Source organism: Ruegeria sp. AL7 (genome assembly GCF_056536105.1).
Window position 1 is genome coordinate 1,107,063 of sequence record NZ_JBQFJF010000001.1, and the last position, 16,648, is coordinate 1,123,710.

Annotated in this window: 15 protein-coding genes; 6 read left to right on the plus strand and 9 right to left on the minus strand. The window is 57.9% G+C overall.

Features of this window, described 5'->3' with window-relative positions:
• Window positions 1-4: 4 nt before the first annotated feature.
• Both pgl and zwf read right to left on the minus strand, forming a co-directional pair.
• Complete coding sequence (gene pgl, locus ACR3E2_RS05535) at window positions 5-676, minus strand: 6-phosphogluconolactonase (RefSeq protein ID WP_480480742.1); 672 nt, start codon at window positions 674-676, stop codon at window positions 5-7.
• On the minus strand, window positions 673-2,127 hold the full coding sequence (gene zwf / locus ACR3E2_RS05540) for a glucose-6-phosphate dehydrogenase (RefSeq protein WP_480480740.1): 1,455 nt from the start codon (window positions 2,125-2,127) through the stop codon (window positions 673-675). Before zwf ends, pgl begins: the two co-directional genes overlap by 4 nt.
• A gap of 163 nt (window positions 2,128-2,290) precedes the next feature.
• On the opposite strand from zwf, the gene ACR3E2_RS05545 reads away from it, so the two are divergent.
• Entirely contained in the window at window positions 2,291-3,244 is a 954-nt protein-coding gene (locus ACR3E2_RS05545; protein ID WP_480480738.1) for a radical SAM protein, read from the plus strand.
• A 112-nt stretch (window positions 3,245-3,356) separates the two neighbouring features.
• On the opposite strand, the gene ACR3E2_RS05550 is transcribed toward ACR3E2_RS05545, so the two are convergent.
• Window positions 3,357-3,626 (minus strand): usg protein, encoded by a 270-nt coding sequence (locus ACR3E2_RS05550; protein WP_267366492.1) that lies wholly within the window; start codon window positions 3,624-3,626, stop codon window positions 3,357-3,359.
• Between the two features lie 192 nt (window positions 3,627-3,818).
• Here ACR3E2_RS05550 and gyrA point away from each other — a divergent pair, with 192 nt between their 5' ends.
• Window positions 3,819-6,539 carry a DNA gyrase subunit A gene (gyrA, locus tag ACR3E2_RS05555; RefSeq protein ID WP_480480735.1) on the plus strand — a complete coding sequence of 907 codons (2,721 nt, stop codon included), beginning with the start codon at window positions 3,819-3,821 and terminating at the stop codon, window positions 6,537-6,539.
• Between the two features lie 42 nt (window positions 6,540-6,581).
• On the opposite strand, the gene yghX is transcribed toward gyrA, so the two are convergent.
• From yghX to ACR3E2_RS05575, 4 genes are all read right to left on the minus strand, one after another.
• The gene (gene yghX, locus ACR3E2_RS05560; protein WP_480480733.1) at window positions 6,582-7,478 is read right to left on the minus strand and encodes a YghX family hydrolase; all 897 of its coding nucleotides are present in this window, start codon (window positions 7,476-7,478) and stop codon (window positions 6,582-6,584) included.
• 63 nt (window positions 7,479-7,541) lie between these two features.
• Window positions 7,542-9,011, minus strand: a complete 1,470-nt coding sequence (locus tag ACR3E2_RS05565) for a carboxypeptidase M32 (RefSeq protein ID WP_480480732.1) — start codon at window positions 9,009-9,011, stop codon at window positions 7,542-7,544.
• A gap of 4 nt (window positions 9,012-9,015) precedes the next feature.
• The gene (ctaA, locus tag ACR3E2_RS05570; protein ID WP_480480730.1) at window positions 9,016-10,161 is read right to left on the minus strand and encodes a heme A synthase; all 1,146 of its coding nucleotides are present in this window, start codon (window positions 10,159-10,161) and stop codon (window positions 9,016-9,018) included.
• A gap of 59 nt (window positions 10,162-10,220) precedes the next feature.
• Complete coding sequence (locus ACR3E2_RS05575) at window positions 10,221-10,964, minus strand: RNA methyltransferase (protein WP_480480728.1); 744 nt, start codon at window positions 10,962-10,964, stop codon at window positions 10,221-10,223.
• A gap of 154 nt (window positions 10,965-11,118) precedes the next feature.
• Between ACR3E2_RS05575 and ACR3E2_RS05580 the strand changes: the two genes are divergently transcribed.
• On the plus strand, window positions 11,119-11,739 hold the full coding sequence (locus ACR3E2_RS05580; protein ID WP_267366340.1) for a thiamine phosphate synthase: 621 nt from the start codon (window positions 11,119-11,121) through the stop codon (window positions 11,737-11,739).
• Here ACR3E2_RS05580 and ACR3E2_RS05585 read toward each other — a convergent pair.
• Complete coding sequence (locus ACR3E2_RS05585) at window positions 11,736-12,878, minus strand: HupE/UreJ family protein (RefSeq protein WP_480480725.1); 1,143 nt, start codon at window positions 12,876-12,878, stop codon at window positions 11,736-11,738. The genes ACR3E2_RS05580 and ACR3E2_RS05585 overlap by 4 nt on opposite strands.
• Before the next feature lie 170 nt (window positions 12,879-13,048).
• Between ACR3E2_RS05585 and ACR3E2_RS05590 the strand changes: the two genes are divergently transcribed.
• The 3 genes from ACR3E2_RS05590 to ACR3E2_RS05600 all read left to right on the plus strand — a co-directional run bounded on the left by ACR3E2_RS05590 (window position 13,049) and on the right by ACR3E2_RS05600 (window position 15,596).
• Window positions 13,049-13,942 carry a PfkB family carbohydrate kinase gene (locus tag ACR3E2_RS05590; protein ID WP_480480723.1) on the plus strand — a complete coding sequence of 298 codons (894 nt, stop codon included), beginning with the start codon at window positions 13,049-13,051 and terminating at the stop codon, window positions 13,940-13,942.
• A complete protein-coding gene (locus tag ACR3E2_RS05595) occupies window positions 13,939-14,850 on the plus strand; it encodes a pseudouridine-5'-phosphate glycosidase (RefSeq protein ID WP_480480721.1) in 912 nt (303 codons plus the stop codon). Before ACR3E2_RS05590 ends, ACR3E2_RS05595 begins: the two co-directional genes overlap by 4 nt.
• Window positions 14,851-14,915: 65 nt before the next feature.
• Complete coding sequence (locus tag ACR3E2_RS05600; RefSeq protein ID WP_267365243.1) at window positions 14,916-15,596, plus strand: DUF502 domain-containing protein; 681 nt, start codon at window positions 14,916-14,918, stop codon at window positions 15,594-15,596.
• Here the strand turns inward: ACR3E2_RS05600 and ACR3E2_RS05605 are convergent, their stop codons facing one another.
• On the minus strand, window positions 15,597-16,622 hold the full coding sequence (locus tag ACR3E2_RS05605) for a patatin-like phospholipase family protein (RefSeq protein ID WP_480481663.1): 1,026 nt from the start codon (window positions 16,620-16,622) through the stop codon (window positions 15,597-15,599).
• Window positions 16,623-16,648: the final 26 nt, after the last annotated feature.

Below are 16,648 nucleotides of genomic sequence, written 5' to 3' on the forward strand. Positions count from 1 at the left end.
TGCTTTACTCCGCCCAGTGTACGGTCATGCCACCAAGAACTGCGGCGATCGGTGCCTCTTCCGGTGGTAGCGACATGGCTTTTTCAAGAACGGCGCGTTTTGCCTGTCCATAGATGATCAGATGTTTCGACAGCGCCCCGTCCAGGACCGGAGCGGTCAAGGAAATTCGCGCCTCTGGCTGCGTTTCGGTCCGGGCGACGATCAACGTAGGTGCATCACTGCGCAATGCCTCGTCCAGCCCTTCCATTCCCGGAAACAATGAGGCCGTGTGCATGTCTTCGCCCATTCCTAGTACCAGCACCGACAATGGCAATACCGGCGCAATCAGCGACTCGATTTCGGGCAACGCTGCCTCAGGTTCTGAATCAGGGACATAAAGCGGAATGTATTGTGCCACAGAGGCCCGGCTGGTCAGCAACCTTTCGCGGATCAAACGTTCGTTCGAGCGGTCATGATCTGCTGGCACACAGCGTTCATCCGTCGGCAACACACGCACACGATCCCATTCAAGATCAGCGGCACACAGGCTATCAAAAACAGGGCCCGGAGTTGTTCCCCCAGGAACGGCCATTGCAACGGTATCATGGTGCAGCAATGCGGCCTCAAGGTCGCCCGCCAGCACGTTGGCCACGTCGATGGCAAGCATTTCGCGATCAGCATATTCCTGAATTTTCATGGCTTTATCCCTTGCCAGTGACGTCCGTCACGTTTCATCAGAAGTTCGGCGTCGCCCGGCCCCGTGCTGCCGCTGTCATAAGGCTTGGGCACATCCCCACGTGCCAACCATCCGGCGATGATCGGATCGGTCCAGGCCCAGGCGGCCTCGACCTCATCCCCGCGCATGAACAGGGTCTGGTTTCCGCGGATCACGTCCATCACCAGGCGTTCATACGCATCTGGCGGGTCCTGATTTTCGGGGCCCAGGGCTTCGGCAAAGCTCATGTCCAAGGGAACGTCGATCAGTCGCATCCCCCCCTGCCCGGGTTCCTTGATCGTCACCTTCAGCGTGATCCCCTCGTTCGGCTGCAACCGGATCGACAACGTATTTGCATGGCGCCCCGCCTCTTCCCCGAATATCGAATGCGGCGCGTCCTTGAACATCACGTTGATCACCGACGAGCGCGCCACCAGACGCTTACCGGTGCGCAGGTAGAACGGCGTACCTGCCCAACGCCAATTGCTGATATGGGCCTTCAACGCCACATAGCTTTCGGTGGTTGATCGCGGATTGCCAACGCAGTCCCGGTACCCCGGCCCGTCTGGACCGACCGCAAACTGCCCCCGCACGATGTGGTGCGGTTCAACCGGATCAAGCGCCCGGATCACTTTAAGCTTTTCATCCCGAACTGCGTCAGGATCAAACTTGGCCGGAGGTTCCATCGCAATCAGGCAGAGCAGCTGCATCAAGTGGTTCTGCACCATGTCCCGCATCGCACCCGCCCGCTCATAATAGTCTTCGCGCCCTGCGACACCAACAGTTTCCGCAACCGTTATCTGGATATGGTCGACATACTGGCTGTTCCACAGCGGTTCGAACAGCATATTGCCAAACCGGACCGCCATCAGATTCTGGACGGTTTCCTTGCCCAGATAATGGTCGATACGGTAAATCTGATTTTCATCAAAATGCGCGGCCAGTGTTGCATTCAACTCCCGTGCGCTCGCCAAATCATGTCCAAACGGCTTTTCGACCACAATACGGGTTTCTTCTGTCACCAGATCATACGCCCTAACCCGCTGGGCCAATGGTCCGAACAGGCTGGGACCGACTGAGAAATAGAAAGCGCGAACCCGGTCGGGCGATAGTTTTTCACTCAGTACATCCCAACCATCCGTCGTCAGGGCATCCAGCGACACATAGTCGACCCGTTGCAGGAAATGGTTCAGGGCTTGCGAATCCTGCGCCCGTTCCGAAGCGTGCCGATGCAGCGACGCAGCTACCATGTTTCGAAAATCATCCGCCGAATGACCGGCACGCGCGGCTGCTATTATCCGGGCATCCTCGTGCCACTGACCCGCACAATACCGACGGTAAAGCGCAGGCAGGATTTTGCGCTGCGCCAGATCACCGGTGCCGCCGAAAATGATCAGATCAAATGGATCAACAGGGATGACACGTGAAACCATGAGTTGTCCTTACCCTGACACTTCCAGCATGTCCAATGTTAGCGCAACCAAAATTCAATAAATCTCGCTGTTCAAAACTCTGTCAGAACCCCTGTGCCAGACTTACCAAACCCGCGACAAAGGGCTAGATCAGTTCGACAACTTCAACGAACCGGATGTGGGAATGAAAGACAACGCCCCTCAGCTTGCCAATGTCGGCAAGTTTCAGCGTAAACTGGTAACGGCCGACGGCCAGACCCGCGCAAAGGTTTCCCTTACCAACCCTCAGACGCTGTGGTTCAATACCGGCACGCTGTGCAATATTGAATGCGTCAACTGCTATATCGCCAGCAGCCCGACCAATGACGCGCTGGTTTATATCACTGCGGACGAGGTTCGTGACTATCTTGATCAGATCAAAGCCCGCAATTGGCCGGTGCGTGAAATTGGTTTTACGGGCGGCGAGCCCTTCATGAACCCCGAGATGATCGACATGACACGCGACGCGCTGGAGCGTGGGTACGAAGTGCTGATTCTGACCAACGCGATGGCCCCGATGATGCGCCGCAAGATGCGCGACGGGCTGCTGGCATTGCAAAAGACATTCAATGACAAGATGACCCTGCGTGTTTCCGTAGATCATTACCGGGCAGAACTGCACGACCTTGAACGCGGCAAAGGAAGCTTTGAAAAAACCCTGACGGGTATGAAGTGGCTGCGCGATCACGGCTTTAACATGGCTGTCGCCGGACGCACCGTTTGGGATGAGTCTGACACGGAAAGTCGCGCGGGTTACGCCGCATTCTTTTCAGATCACGGCTTTGACATTGACCCGCATAACCCGGCACAGACCGTCCTGTTTCCCGAGATGGACGAAACTGTCGAAGTACCCGAGATTACAACGGCTTGCTGGGGAATACTGAGTAAGTCACCCGATGCATTGATGTGTGCCAGCGCCCGCATGGTGGTGAAACGGAAAGGCGCTGACCGGCCTGCCGTGTTGGCCTGCACCCTGCTGCCCTACGAGCCGGAGTTCGAGATGGGTCATTCTCTGGCCGAATCCGAGGCTGACGTTCACCTGAACCACCCCCACTGTGCCAAATTCTGCGTGCTGGGCGGCGCCAGTTGTTCTGGCTGATTGGGTCAGGAAGTTCCTGATTTCATTTCAGACGCATCATCAGACACGCGCCGACCGCTTCGGTTCATTGTTTGAAGAGCATGCACCAACGGAAACTGCGCCTGTCCCTCGCTCAGTTCACACGAAACTCTCCTACCATGTTGCGCCACTCACCCGGTGCGATCATTTTGCGATGGGTGAATTTGACGGAATGCAGCGGGCCTTCGATTTCGCGCTGCCAGAAGTCGATGAATTTGAACAACTTCGGATGATCCGGCGCAAGGTCGTAATCCTGCCAGATGAACGTGTTCAAGACGTGGATATAGTCTGGCATATGATAGAAAAACTCCGCCGTCGTCAGCCCGTACCCCTTGAGCATCAATTCGGTTTCGCTTGGATTCATGCAGACCTCCTGTTTGATACAAGGCCTGCTCAAGATACCACGAAAACCTTCTAATACTTATATAACAATATGTTACTTGAGTATTACCGGGGAATTTCCCCGTAAAGGCGCTGCTTGCTTGCACCTTATGTGCCGGGTCTGATAAGATACACCCACAAGATATAGACCCAGAACAAGACACGGGCAGTTTACGTGAGCGATACGCCAGAAATTCCTGAAAACATGGATGAAACCCCGCCCGAGCGCCCAGTCTATGACGGCCCGACGGTTTCCATCGAATCCGAAATGCGCACGTCCTATCTGGACTATGCCATGTCGGTCATCGTCAGCCGCGCGATCCCTGATTTGCGCGACGGGCTGAAACCGGTGCACCGGCGTATCCTTTATGCAATGCACGAGACGGGGAACACGCACGATAAGGCGTACCGCAAATCGGCACGCCCGGTGGGCGACGTGATGGGTAAGTACCACCCGCATGGTGACAGTGCGATCTATGACGCACTGGTGCGGATGGCGCAGGATTTCTCGATGTCTCTGCCGCTGCTGGATGGTCAGGGCAACTTTGGCTCGATGGACGGCGATAACCCGGCGGCTATGCGGTATACCGAAGTGCGGATGGACAAGCCCGCCGCTTCCCTGTTGGCTGATATCGAAAAAGAAACGGTCGATTTTCAGGACAACTATGACGGCAAGGACCGGGAACCGACAGTTCTGCCGGCCCGTTTCCCGAACATGCTGGTCAATGGTGCCGGAGGTATCGCCGTGGGGATGGCGACAAACATTCCACCGCACAACCTTGGCGAAGTAGTCGATGCGACTCTGGCGCTGATCGACGATCCCGACCTTACATCAGAACAGTTGATCGAATACGTCCCCGGCCCCGACTTTCCAACCGGCGGTGTGATGCTTGGGCGCTCAGGTGCGCGTAAGGCCTATCTGGAGGGCCGCGGCAGCGTCATCATCCGCGCCAAGACCCGGGTGGAAGAAATCCGCAAGGACCGCTATGCCATCGTTGTCGACGAGATTCCCTATCAGGTGAACAAGGCCGCGATGATTGAAAAGATCGCCGAGGCCGTGCGCGAGAAGCGGATCGAAGGCGTGGCCCATGTACAGGACGAATCCGACCGCAACGGCGTACGCGTTGTGGTCGAGCTCAAGCGCGATGCGACGCCCGAGGTGGTGCTGAACCAGCTCTACCGCTTTTCGCCGATGCAGACCTCCTTTGGCTGCAATATGCTGGCGTTGAATGGTGGCCGCCCCGAACAGCTGACCCTGCGCCGGTTCCTGACCTCGTTCATCGACTTCCGTGAAGATGTCGTTGCCCGCCGTACGGCCTATGACCTGCGCAAGGCGCGCGAACGCAGCCACATCCTGTGTGGTCTGGCTGTGGCCGTGTCCAATGTCGATGAAGTGGTCGCAACGATCCGGTCGTCGGCGGACGCCGCCGAGGCCCGCGAAAAACTGATGACCCGTCGCTGGCCTGCCTCCGACATCGAAGGCTATTTGCGCCTGATCGATGATCCTCTGTCCAAGATGAATGACGATGGCACCTATAATCTGACTGAGGTTCAGGCCCGTGCCATTCTGGAGTTGCGCTTGCAACGCCTGACCCAACTGGGTGTCAAAGAGGTTACGGACGAGCTGGAAGAACTGGCGGCCAAGATCAAGGAATACCTTGATATTCTGTCCTCGCGCGAACGGATCATGAGCATCATCGCTGATGAGTTGCGCAGCGTGCGTGAACAGTTCGCGGTCGACCGCCGCACTGAGATCGTCGACTGGTCCGGTGACATGGAAGACGAAGACCTGATCGAGCGTGAAGACATGGTCGTGACCGTCACTTCGGGCGGGTACATCAAACGCACGCCGCTGGCAGATTTCCGCGCCCAGAAACGCGGTGGCAAGGGCCTGTCGGGGATGCAGACCAAGGAAGAGGACGTTGTGACCAACCTCTTCGTTGCAAACACCCATACACAGCTGCTGTTCTTCACGACGGACGGGATGGTCTACAAGCTCAAGACCTGGCGCTTGCCCCAATCCGGACGCACCGGCAAAGGTAAGGCCATCGTCAATATCCTTCCGATCCCAACTGGCGTTTCCATCGCCGCGATCATGCCCGTGGATGTACCGGACGAGGAATGGGAAAACCTCCAGATCGTCTTTGCCACCAGCGCAGGTGACGTGCGTCGTAACCGGTTGTCGGACTTCACCAATGTCCGGCGTAACGGCAAGATTGCCATGAAGCTGCCCGACGGCATTGAACTGGTGAATGCGCGCATCTGTTCGGAAGACGAAGACGTGATGCTGGTCACCAATTCCGGCCGCGCGATCCGCTTCCGGACAACTGACGTGCGTGTCTTCAACTCGCGGGAATCCACAGGTGTCCGGGGGATCAGGCTGACCAACGGTGACCGCGTCGTTTCGATGTCCGTGATCCGTCATTTCGAGGCGACACCCGAAGATCGTGTGGCCTATCTCAAGATGCGGCGTGCGGTTGCGGGGCTTACCGAAGAAGACGCTGGTGAAGACGAGGAAGCCGCAGCAAGCAGCGATTTCAGTCAGGAGAAATACGCCGAGATGTCGGCTGCCGAAAACCTTATCCTCACTATCACCGCTGGTGGTGCAGGCAAGTTGAGTTCAAGCCACGACTACCCTGTGCGCGGACGTGGCGGCATGGGTGTGGCGGCGATGGACAAGGCCATGCGCGGCGGGGACTTGGTTGCATCCTTCCCGGTCGAGATCGACGATCAGATCATGCTGGCCACATCGAAAGGCCAATCTATCCGGGTGCCGGTCGATGGTATCTCTTTCCGCTCACGTTCCGCAGGTGGCGTGAAGGTATTCAATACCGGCAAGGGCGAAGAAGTCGTCAGCGTCGCGTGGATCGCCGATCAGGGCGACGAGGAAGAATGACAGTAACCCCGGGCACCGGTTCGACGGTTCCCGGGGTTCAGTTCATGTCAGGTAGGTATTGAAAAAAGCGATGGTCCGGCTCCATGCCAGATTTGCCGCGGCTTCGTCATATCTGGGCGTCGTATCGTTGTGAAAGCCGTGATTGACGTCCGGATAGAAGTGCACGCTGAATTTCTTTTGATTGGCTTTCAACGCCTCTGAATATGCAGGCCATCCAGCGTTGATACGCTCATCCAGACCGGCATAGTGGATCATAAGAGGTGCTTCGATGGACGGAACATCTTCGGCTGGTGGTTGCCGACCGTAGAATGGCACCGAGGCCGCAAGGTCCGGATAGGCTACGGCCAACGCGTTGCAAACACCTCCGCCATAGCAGAAGCCGACAGCGCCAACCTTGCCTGTCGAAAGTTCATGATCACGAAGGAATTCAAAGGCGGCGAAGAAATCCGCCATCAGCTTTTCCCGGTCCATCGAGCGCTGCATTTCTCGCCCTTCTTCATCAGTACCGGGATAGCCGCCAAGGGGCGACAACCCATCAGGTCCAAAAGCCAGAAAACCGGCCTTGGCCGCGCGGCGCACAACGTCCTCGATATAGGGGTTTAGACCCCGGTTCTCGTGCACGACCAGTACCGCTGGCAATTTTCCTTCGGCATTTGCCGGCATCGCCATCAGGCCGCTGGTTTCGCTATGCCCATCCGGGCTGTCATATGCGACCACCATGGTTTGGATCGCGGGATCGTCCGGGGCCACCTGTTGCGCCCAGGCGTAATTGGGTTGCAACTGGTCCAGAATCATTGCGCCTGTCATTCCGGCAGCCGTGTATTTACCGGCTTTTGAGATGAACTCACGCTTGGACATCGTGCCGTGCACATATCCGTCGAATATCTCGAGGATACGCGGATCAAAATCACTGGCTTTCTTGCGGGCTTTTCCGGTCATCGTTGCCTCCCAGGCGATGGTATCGGTGCACCGATTCTAACGCTTGGGAGGCAATTCGGAAACTCACAAATCGTAGAGCGCGCCGAACTTGGCCTCAAGATAGCTTAGCAATGGGTCCGGTCCGGGTTCAACACCGCTGGCACGGGCAATCACCTCGCGCGGCGCATAAAGGCCGCCATGCTGCTGCACATGCTCGCGCAACCAGCCGGTTGCACCGGTGGTGTCGCCGCGAGCCAGTTGCGCATCAAGATCGGGCTCTGAACCGCGCAAAGCCTGATAGAGGCACCCAGCATAGACATTGCCCAGCGAGTATGTCGGGAAGTAACCGAACAACCCAACCGACCAATGCACATCCTGCAAACAACCGTTCGAGGGCTTGTCGACCGCATAACCGAAATCTGCCTTGAACCGATCATTCCAGGCGGCTTCCAGATCGCCGACCTGCAAGTCTCCGGCCATCAGCGCGCGTTCCAGATCAAACCGCAGCATGATGTGCAGATTGTATTGAACCTCATCCGCCTCGGTGCGGATATAGCCGTTATGGACGCGGTTGACCGTCGCATAAAACGCATCCGGATCGGCAATGCCGAACTCGCCGAACGCCTCTTTCATTTGTTCGAACAACCAACCGGTAAAGGCCCGCGACCGACCCAACTGGTTTTCGTAGATCCGGCTTTGACTTTCATGCACGCCCATCGACACACCAGACCCGAGCGGTGTCAGCAGGTATTTCCTGTCGATCCCCTGTTCATAGGCGGCGTGGCCCACCTCGTGAATGGTGGAATAGAAACAATTGAACGGGTCCGTTTCGCTGGTTCGCGTGGTGATGCGGACATCAAGACCACTGCCTGAACTGAACGGGTGAACCGCCTTGTCCACGCGGCCATTGTTCAGGTCATAGCCAAAGGCGACCGCCAGTTTTTGTGTCAGACGCATCTGGGTCTGCTCATCAAAACTGCGGTTCAGGGCAGCGGGCTCGGGCCGCTCCAGCACAGCGGCGCGCAGGGCCACCAGTCGTGGGCGCATCTGGTCGAAGATATCCGCAATCTGTGCGCTGGTCGTGTAAGGCTCGTAATCTTCGACCATGGCGTCGTATACGTCGCCCCCTTGCGCCAGCGCCTCGCCTTCCTGTCGTTTCAGCGATACGACCTCTTCCAGAACCGGAAGAAAGGCCGAGACATCTTCGTCCGCGCGCGCCTGCGCCCACTTTCCCTGCGCAGCGGATGTCACACGGGCAATCGCCGTCGCCAGATCGGCAGGCACCTTCACCGCGCGATCATATGCGCGCCGGATTTCACGCATCTGCGCCTTGCCGACCTCATCCTGAGGCGCGGCCTGATCCAGCCATTCGGCAACACGAGGATCAGAACGACGTGCGTGCAGGACAGATTCGATAGCTGCCATTTCTTCGGCGCGCTGTGGCGCAGCGCCGCGCGGCATAACGGTTTCCTGGTCCCAGCCAAGCCGACCGGCGATCTGGCCCAAAGCCGAAGTTTCCCGCTGAAAGGTCATCAGTTCATTGAAAGCGGTCATAATTTCAAACTCCGCGCACAGATGTTGCGATTGGATAAGCCGTGAGGAACCGCGCGCGCAGGATCAGCGTCCAAACGATGACGGCCATAAACTGGTGGAAGATAGCGACCTGCCATGGCGCGCCGTAAACCACGGTCACGATGCCGACGACGACCTGTAACGAAAGCGCGGCGAAAGCAGCGTTGAAGGCAAAACGCGTCTGCGGATGCGCGCTGCCGCTGCCACGTCGCCAGACGACAACGGCGAAGATGAACAGCAGATACCCTGCACATCGGTGGATGAACTGTACCAGACCGGGGCTTTCAAAGAAGTTTCGCCACATCGGCTCCAACATAGTCGCATCCGGTGGAAGCAACTGCCCTCCCATCAGCGGCCAGTCGGTGTAAGACCGCCCGGCGTCGATCCCGGCGACAAGCGCGCCAATGAGTATTTGTAAAAAGGCGAAGTGCATCAGCCCTGTGGACAATGAAAACAGCCTGACCTCTTTGGCCCGGCGCGCCTGCATCAGGTCACGTTCTTCCCGGCCGAGTTCAAAGATGTACCAGGCCAGGACTCCCAGGATCACAAAAGCCAGCCCCAAATGCGTTGCCAGACGGTAACTTGCAACAGCCGTCATGCCTTCACCCTGGGTGACGCCCGAGGCCACCATCCACCAACCAACAGCGCCCTGCAGACCGCCAAGAAGACCCGGAACGATCAGCTTTCCCATCCACCCTGTCGGGATCTTGCGGGTGAGAAGAAAGGTCAGAAATCCAACGGCCCAGACCAAACCGATCATGCGGCCCAACTGACGATGGCCCCATTCCCACCAATAGATGGATTTGAAATCACCCAGTTCCATCCACTGGTTCTGGATGCGCCATTGGTCAATCTGCTTGTACTTGTCGAACTCTGCCTGCCAGTCCGCTTCGGTCATCGGCGGCAAAGCTCCGGTGATCGGGCGCCATTCGGTGATCGAGAGGCCGCTGTCAGTCAGGCGCGTCAAGCCGCCAACCGCGATCATCACAACGACCAGAGCAAACAGGATCATCAGCCAGACGCGGATCGCATTGCGCGCGCCGCCGCGCCCCCGGTCGATCATACCGGGTTGAACCGCCTGTTGTTTTTTGGTGTCCGTGACCTCTTCGAAGATGCTGCGCTTACCGCTCATGCTGTCCTCATGTCCTGATTTTGTCGCAAGCTAGGGCTTGGGTGAAGATAGGTCCAGCCTCAGCCTTTATCCTTCCAGCGGACCATCTGACGCATGATCCCGTGCAACATCTGCACATCGGCCCGTGTCATTCGCATCCGCGACCACAGGTTGCGCAGGTTAACCTTCATCCCTTCGGCCTTTTCGGGAGGGTAGAAGAACCCCGCCTCCTCCAGCCTATCCTCGTAATGCTCGACAAGTTTTTCGACCTCGATCCCAGTGGCCCAGTCACCTTTGCCCAGGTCGGTCGATTCATGCACCACATCCCCGGTCTGGCGCATCCACTCATAGGCGGTCAGCAATACGCATTGACCAAGGTTCAGCGAGGCATATTCCGGGTTCACCGGCACCGAGATGATCGCGTTGGCCTTGGCGATGTCTTCATTCTCTAGCCCCGCGCGTTCAGGGCCGAACAGAACGGTAACCTTCTCGCCTGCCGCGATCTTTCCGGCGGCAATCTTCATTGCGTGTTCTGGGCTGTAGACAGGTTTGGTCAAGCCCCGCTGACGGGCTGTCGTGGCGAAGACAAACGTGCTGTCGGCCAGCGACCCGGCCAAGTCGTCAAACAGCTGCGCCTCATCCAGCAAGCGCCCTGCGCCGCTGGACATTGCCACCGCTTTGGGGTTCGGCCAGCCGTCACGCGGGGCCACGATACGCATCCGGTCAAGCCCAAAGTTCCACATCGCCCGCGCAGCAGCACCGATGTTTTCACCCATTTGCGGGCGCACAAGCACGAAGGAAGGCTGGGGTTTGTCGCTGGGCATGGCTCACCTTAAGAAAACTTGGCCTGCTGTAATTGGCAGGCTCTTGCAGGGCAAGGCGCAGGGGCGTTATTTGCAGGCTCTGATCCATAAAAGTTTGCTTCCCAGCCGCAATCCGCTAAACCGCGCCAAAGACTGAAAGCCGAAGGACGCGCCCATGGACACCCCCGAGCAGCCGCAGATTTACCTGATCACGCCTCCGACCATCGAGTTGAGCACGTTCACGAACAAGCTGGCGACTGTGCTGGACGGGGTCGAGATTGCCTGTATCCGCCTCGCGTTGGCCGGAAGCGACGAAGATACCATCGCCCGTGCAGCGGACGCTTGTCGCGAAGTCGCCCATTCGCGCGACGTGGCCATCGTGATCTCGAACCATGTATTGCTGGCGCAGCGTTTGGGGCTGGACGGGGTGCACCTGGATGATGCTGCACGCTCGGTCCGCACCGCGCGCAAGGAACTGGGCGCCGATGCAATCGTCGGAAGCTTTTGCGGCGCGTCCAGCCATGATGGCATGACTGCTGGTGAAAACGGGGCGGATTATGTGGCTTTCGGTCCTGTCGGCTCGGCCAAACTGAGGGATGGGACCCGCGCCGAAAAGGACCTGTTCCAATGGTGGTCCGAGATGATCGAGGTTCCGGTTGTGGCCGAAGGTGGGTTGACGCCCGAATTGATCCGCGATCTGGCCCCCTGCACCGATTTCTTTGGCATCGGCGATGAGATCTGGGGCAGTGACGATCCGCTTGGCGCACTGAAAACGCTGCTGGCCGCGTTGCCTTAACCCTGCACCCAAGGCTCGACTATCCAGTAGACCCCGGCACCTGCAATCAGCATCGAGGCCAGAACCGATACCCGGCCTCGTATACGGTGTGAGCCGCCAGAAAACAAAAGCGCCAGAGCAAGCCCGGCAAGGGCCACGGCAAAAAGCGGCAGAATATTCCCGGCGCCAAAGCCCAAGATGGCCGGGGGCAGATGATCTGGCGGCACTCCGATCCCGACCAGGGCCGAGGCAATTACCAGACCTTGAAGACCGCCAATGGCGAGAACCGCCAACAAACGCCAGACCTGCAATCGCCGGGCAACCAGGTTCCACAGCGCCAGAACGATGGTCGAAGCCACCAGAACCGGGGCCTCGCTCACTTTTCCTGCATCCAATACGCCATGCAAACCCAGCCCAAGCCCGATCAGAGCGCCCGCTGACAGGAACACCAGTTGAGATACCACTGGGCGCAATTTCAAAGACAGAAACACTAGCGCCAAAACAAGAATGGATGGCTTAATTGGGTTTCGGAGAAACTGATCGACCCCTTTTGTGAAATATGTCTGCAATGTTTGTTGCGTTGTCAGAGACGCCCCGCCTTGCAAGGGGATCAGCGGGCTGGCTTCACCGGCAGCCAAATACCCGGTGTATGGGGCCGCGACATTTTGCTGTCGCAGAACGATGGGTCCGCTTTCTGACGGCCAGCTCAGACGCAGGTTTGACACCTGATCGGGTAAAGGTGCAGTCAGCAACAGTTTGGAAATGCGTACTTTTTCCGTATCCCCCACTACAGGAATACGCACACCTTCATAAGACAAACTCAATCGCTCTGGTGCCTCCACGATAAGATTATGTTTCCAGAGCTGAACGAACTCTCTGATCTGGGGTTCCAGTTCAGAGGAAACCAGTCGCCGCAAGGATTTGTAGTTTGGATCGTCGGAAAACGCCGCGGGCTGCGCGGGATTGTTCCCGGTTAACATGGCCTCGGCATTCCATTTCAACTCTAGAAACAAAGTGTCGGACTTGACCCAGAAATCAACGACGGTCGGCGGGGCGGATTGCGCTCTGCCGGATCCGGGATGCAAAGCTACAAGAACAAAAAAACTCAGGGCACAGGTTTTGAGGGTTCGAAAGATGGCGCGGAAAACAGGGCCATTCATACGAAAAGCTCCAACAGGAAAATCAAATCACCAATCATTGCTTTCGATTGTTCCCGCGAAGGCCGCAGATCGCAAGCCCAAAGGTCATATCGGACCTGTGCACCGTAAATCTCTGATTGCGGTAACGTTCTGACTTGCATGGGCATCACCGCTGCGGCATGACGTCCTTTATGACTCAGAACAGTAATATCCTGTGTATCGGTTCGGTCCTGTGGGACGTGATCGGGCGATCGGCCAGTGCCATGCGGCAAGGCTCGGACGTGCCTGGCCGGATTACCCGCCTGCCGGGTGGTGTTGCGATGAACATAGCCATGACGCTGGTGCGTTTTGGTATGACGCCAACCCTGCTGACCGCCATTGGCCGCGACCCCGAAGGCGACGAGTTGATTCATGCCTGTTCCCGCCTTGGTATGATCACGGATCACATCTATCGCTCGCAGGACTTGCCAACCGACCGATATATGGCCGTCGAAGGTGCCAACGGGTTGATCGCGGCCATTGCCGACGCGCATTCGCTGGAAGCCGCTGGCGCTAAGATTCTGCGTCCGCTGATGCACGGCCCGCTTGGCTATGAAAACACGCCCTTTGAGGGGCCCATTGCGCTTGACGGCAACCTGACCCTGAACCTGCTGGAAGAAATCGCCCAAAGCCCTGCATTTGCCCGTGCCGATCTGCGTGTTGCCCCGGCCTCGCCCGGTAAGGCCGAGCGCCTGTTGCCCTTCCTGAAACATGCCCGCGCCACGCTTTATGTGAACCTCGAAGAAGCAGGAATATTGTGCCAGCGTGAATTCACCGATTCTGAATCTGCCGCAAAGGGCCTTCTGGATCGTGGCGCACTGCGCGTGCTGGTCACCGATGGCGGCAGCTCGGCCACGGTCGGCAGTTCGGACGAAATTCTGACCCAAACACCCCCCTCCGTTCTGGTCACCCGTGTGACCGGCGCCGGGGATACCTTCATGGCGGCTCATATCGCCTCAGAATCCGGCGGCGCATCGAGTGATGAGGCTCTGACCCGCGCTCTACATGCCGCAGCAACCTACGTTTCCGGAGAAACCCCACTGTGATCGACATTCAATATTCAGCCGAGGTCCGAGCTGCCAAGGACGCGGGTCATCCCATCGTTGCGCTGGAAAGCACCATCATCACCCATGGCATGCCCTACCCGCAAAACGTCGAAGTTGCGGCGCAGGTCGAACAGGACATCCGCGATGCGGGGGCGGTTCCGGCGACCATGGCGGTGATTGAAGGCAAATTGCACGTGGGGCTCGAGCCTGACCAGTTGCAATGGCTGGGTCAGGCGCAAGGCGTTGCCAAAATCTCGCGCGCAGATATGGCGGCCTGCATCTCGACCGGTGGTACCGGAGCCACAACCGTCGCCGCCACCATGATCGCCGCGCATTATGCCGGGATCGAGGTATTTGCCACCGGCGGCATCGGTGGCGTGCATCAAGGCGCCGAAACCACGTTCGACATCTCGGCTGATCTGCACGAACTTGGCCATACTCCAGTCACTGTCGTCGCTGCCGGGGCCAAGGCCATCCTTGATCTGGCCAAAACTCTTGAGGTTTTGGAAACTCTGGGTGTGCCCGTCATCGCCCATGGCCAGGATGCGTTTCCTGCCTTCTGGTCTGCAAAATCACCCTATGCCGCCCCCCTGCGCATGGACACTCCTGAGGCTATCGCCAAGGCCCATGCAACCCGTCGCGCGTTGGGCCTGCCCGGCGGGCAGCTGGTGGCCAACCCGATCCCGATCTCGGATCAGATCCCTGCCGAAATACTGGCCCCCATCATCGCCGAGGCACAGGCTGATGCAGATGCGCATCGGATCACCGGAAAAGATGTAACGCCCTATCTGCTGCAACGTATCTTTGAAAAGACCGAAGGACGTTCGCTGACCGCCAACATTGCCCTCGTGCGCAACAATGCGCGCCTTGCGGCGGCGATTGCACGGGCACTGGCAGAACAGGGATAACGCAAGCCTATTGTGCCATGGATACCGATTGACTACCTAAATCCCGATAACCACTCGGAACCAAGATGAATACACCGTTCGACGAAGAACCGCATCATCGCCGCCCTGGCATGCTGGCACGGCTGCGCGCATCTTTCCTGACCGGCCTCGTTGTCATTGCACCGGTCTGGCTGACGGTTTGGCTGATCTGGTCGGTAGTCGGCTGGATCGACAGTGCCGTTTTGCCACTGGTGCCTCATCAGTTCCAACCGGAACAATACGTTGGTATCAACCTGCGCGGTGTGGGCGTCGTGATCTTCCTGATCTTTACCGTGATTGTAGGGTGGATCGCCAAAGGCATTCTGGGCCGGTCCCTGATCCTGTTCGCCGAAAGCGTGGTAGATCGGATGCCGGTCGTCCGCTCGATCTATTCCGGGATCAAACAAATCTCGGAAACCGTATTTGCCCAAACCGAACGCTCTTTTGAAAAGGCTTGCCTGATCCAGTACCCCCGCCGCGGGATCTGGGCCATTGGGTTCGTCTCGACAACCGCCAGGGGCGAAATCAGCAAACGCGCAGAGACCGGAGGAGAGCTGCTAAGCGTCTTTGTTCCGACCACCCCCAACCCGACCTCGGGCTTTTTGCTGTTTTTCCCGGCGGAAGACGTAATTTTGCTGGACATGACAATTGAGGATGCCGCGAAACTGGTGATCTCGGCCGGGCTCGTTTATCCTAACGAAAAAGACCCTACGCAACCACCCGAGTGATTAACCGAACATGGTCGGCAGATCGACTGTACTGGTCTGGCCCAGATCACTCTTGTGCTTGGCCAGAAAACGATCCGCTGCCGCCCGCCCCGCCTGTTTCAGCTTGTGCAAAATAACCGGGTTGGGCACGGTTTTGGTGGCAACAGACAGGCTGCTCATCAACTCGTTATCCGCAATCATATGCACCAGAACGCGGCTCATGTCCCCGGCCTTCAGCTTGCCCTCTTTCAGAAGCCGCTGAACAAAGCTGATTGCCCGCAATTCGCGAAACAGGGAGGAATTGAAGCTGATCTCGTTGATCCGGTTCTGGATCTGCTGCGGTGTGACCGGTACCGCGTCGCGCTCCAACGGGTTGATATTCACGATCACTACGTCATCCGGCAGGTCATTGTTGAACAGCGGATAGAGCGCCGGATTACCAGTATAACCGCCATCCCAGTAGGCTTCGACCCGGTTAGTATTTGGATCAAATATCTCGACTGCCTTGAACAGGGTCGGCAGGCAAGCTGAAGCCAGAATGGCATCTGTCGAGACCTCCTCGCCAGTAAAGACGCGGATTTTCCCACTTCTCACGCAGGTGGCGCACACAAACAGGCGGGGTCCCGCATCGGCGCATACTTCCGCAAAATTGAACCTGTCCACCACCGGCTCCAGCGGATTGCTGTAGAATGGACCATAGGCATAAGGCGACACCATCCGCGACCAGGCATCACCGATTGAAAACGGCACCGAATATTCCATCGCCTGCGCGATTGCGGCCGGTTCCAACCCGCGAAACCAATTGGCTATACGCATGTCTCCAATCGCACCCATACGCCTCCAAAGCCCGTCCAGCTGCGCACGCGCACCCTCACGTCCTGAATGAACCATCCCCGATTTGAACGCCGCACCGTTCAACGCACCGGCGGATGTACCGGTGATCGCGGCAACCTCGATGTCTTCCTCATCCAGCAGTCGGTCAAGCACACCCCAGGTGAACGCCCCATGCGCACCGCCGCCCTGCAAAGCCAGATTGATCCGTACCACCGCCTTCACCCTTCATCTTTTCAGAA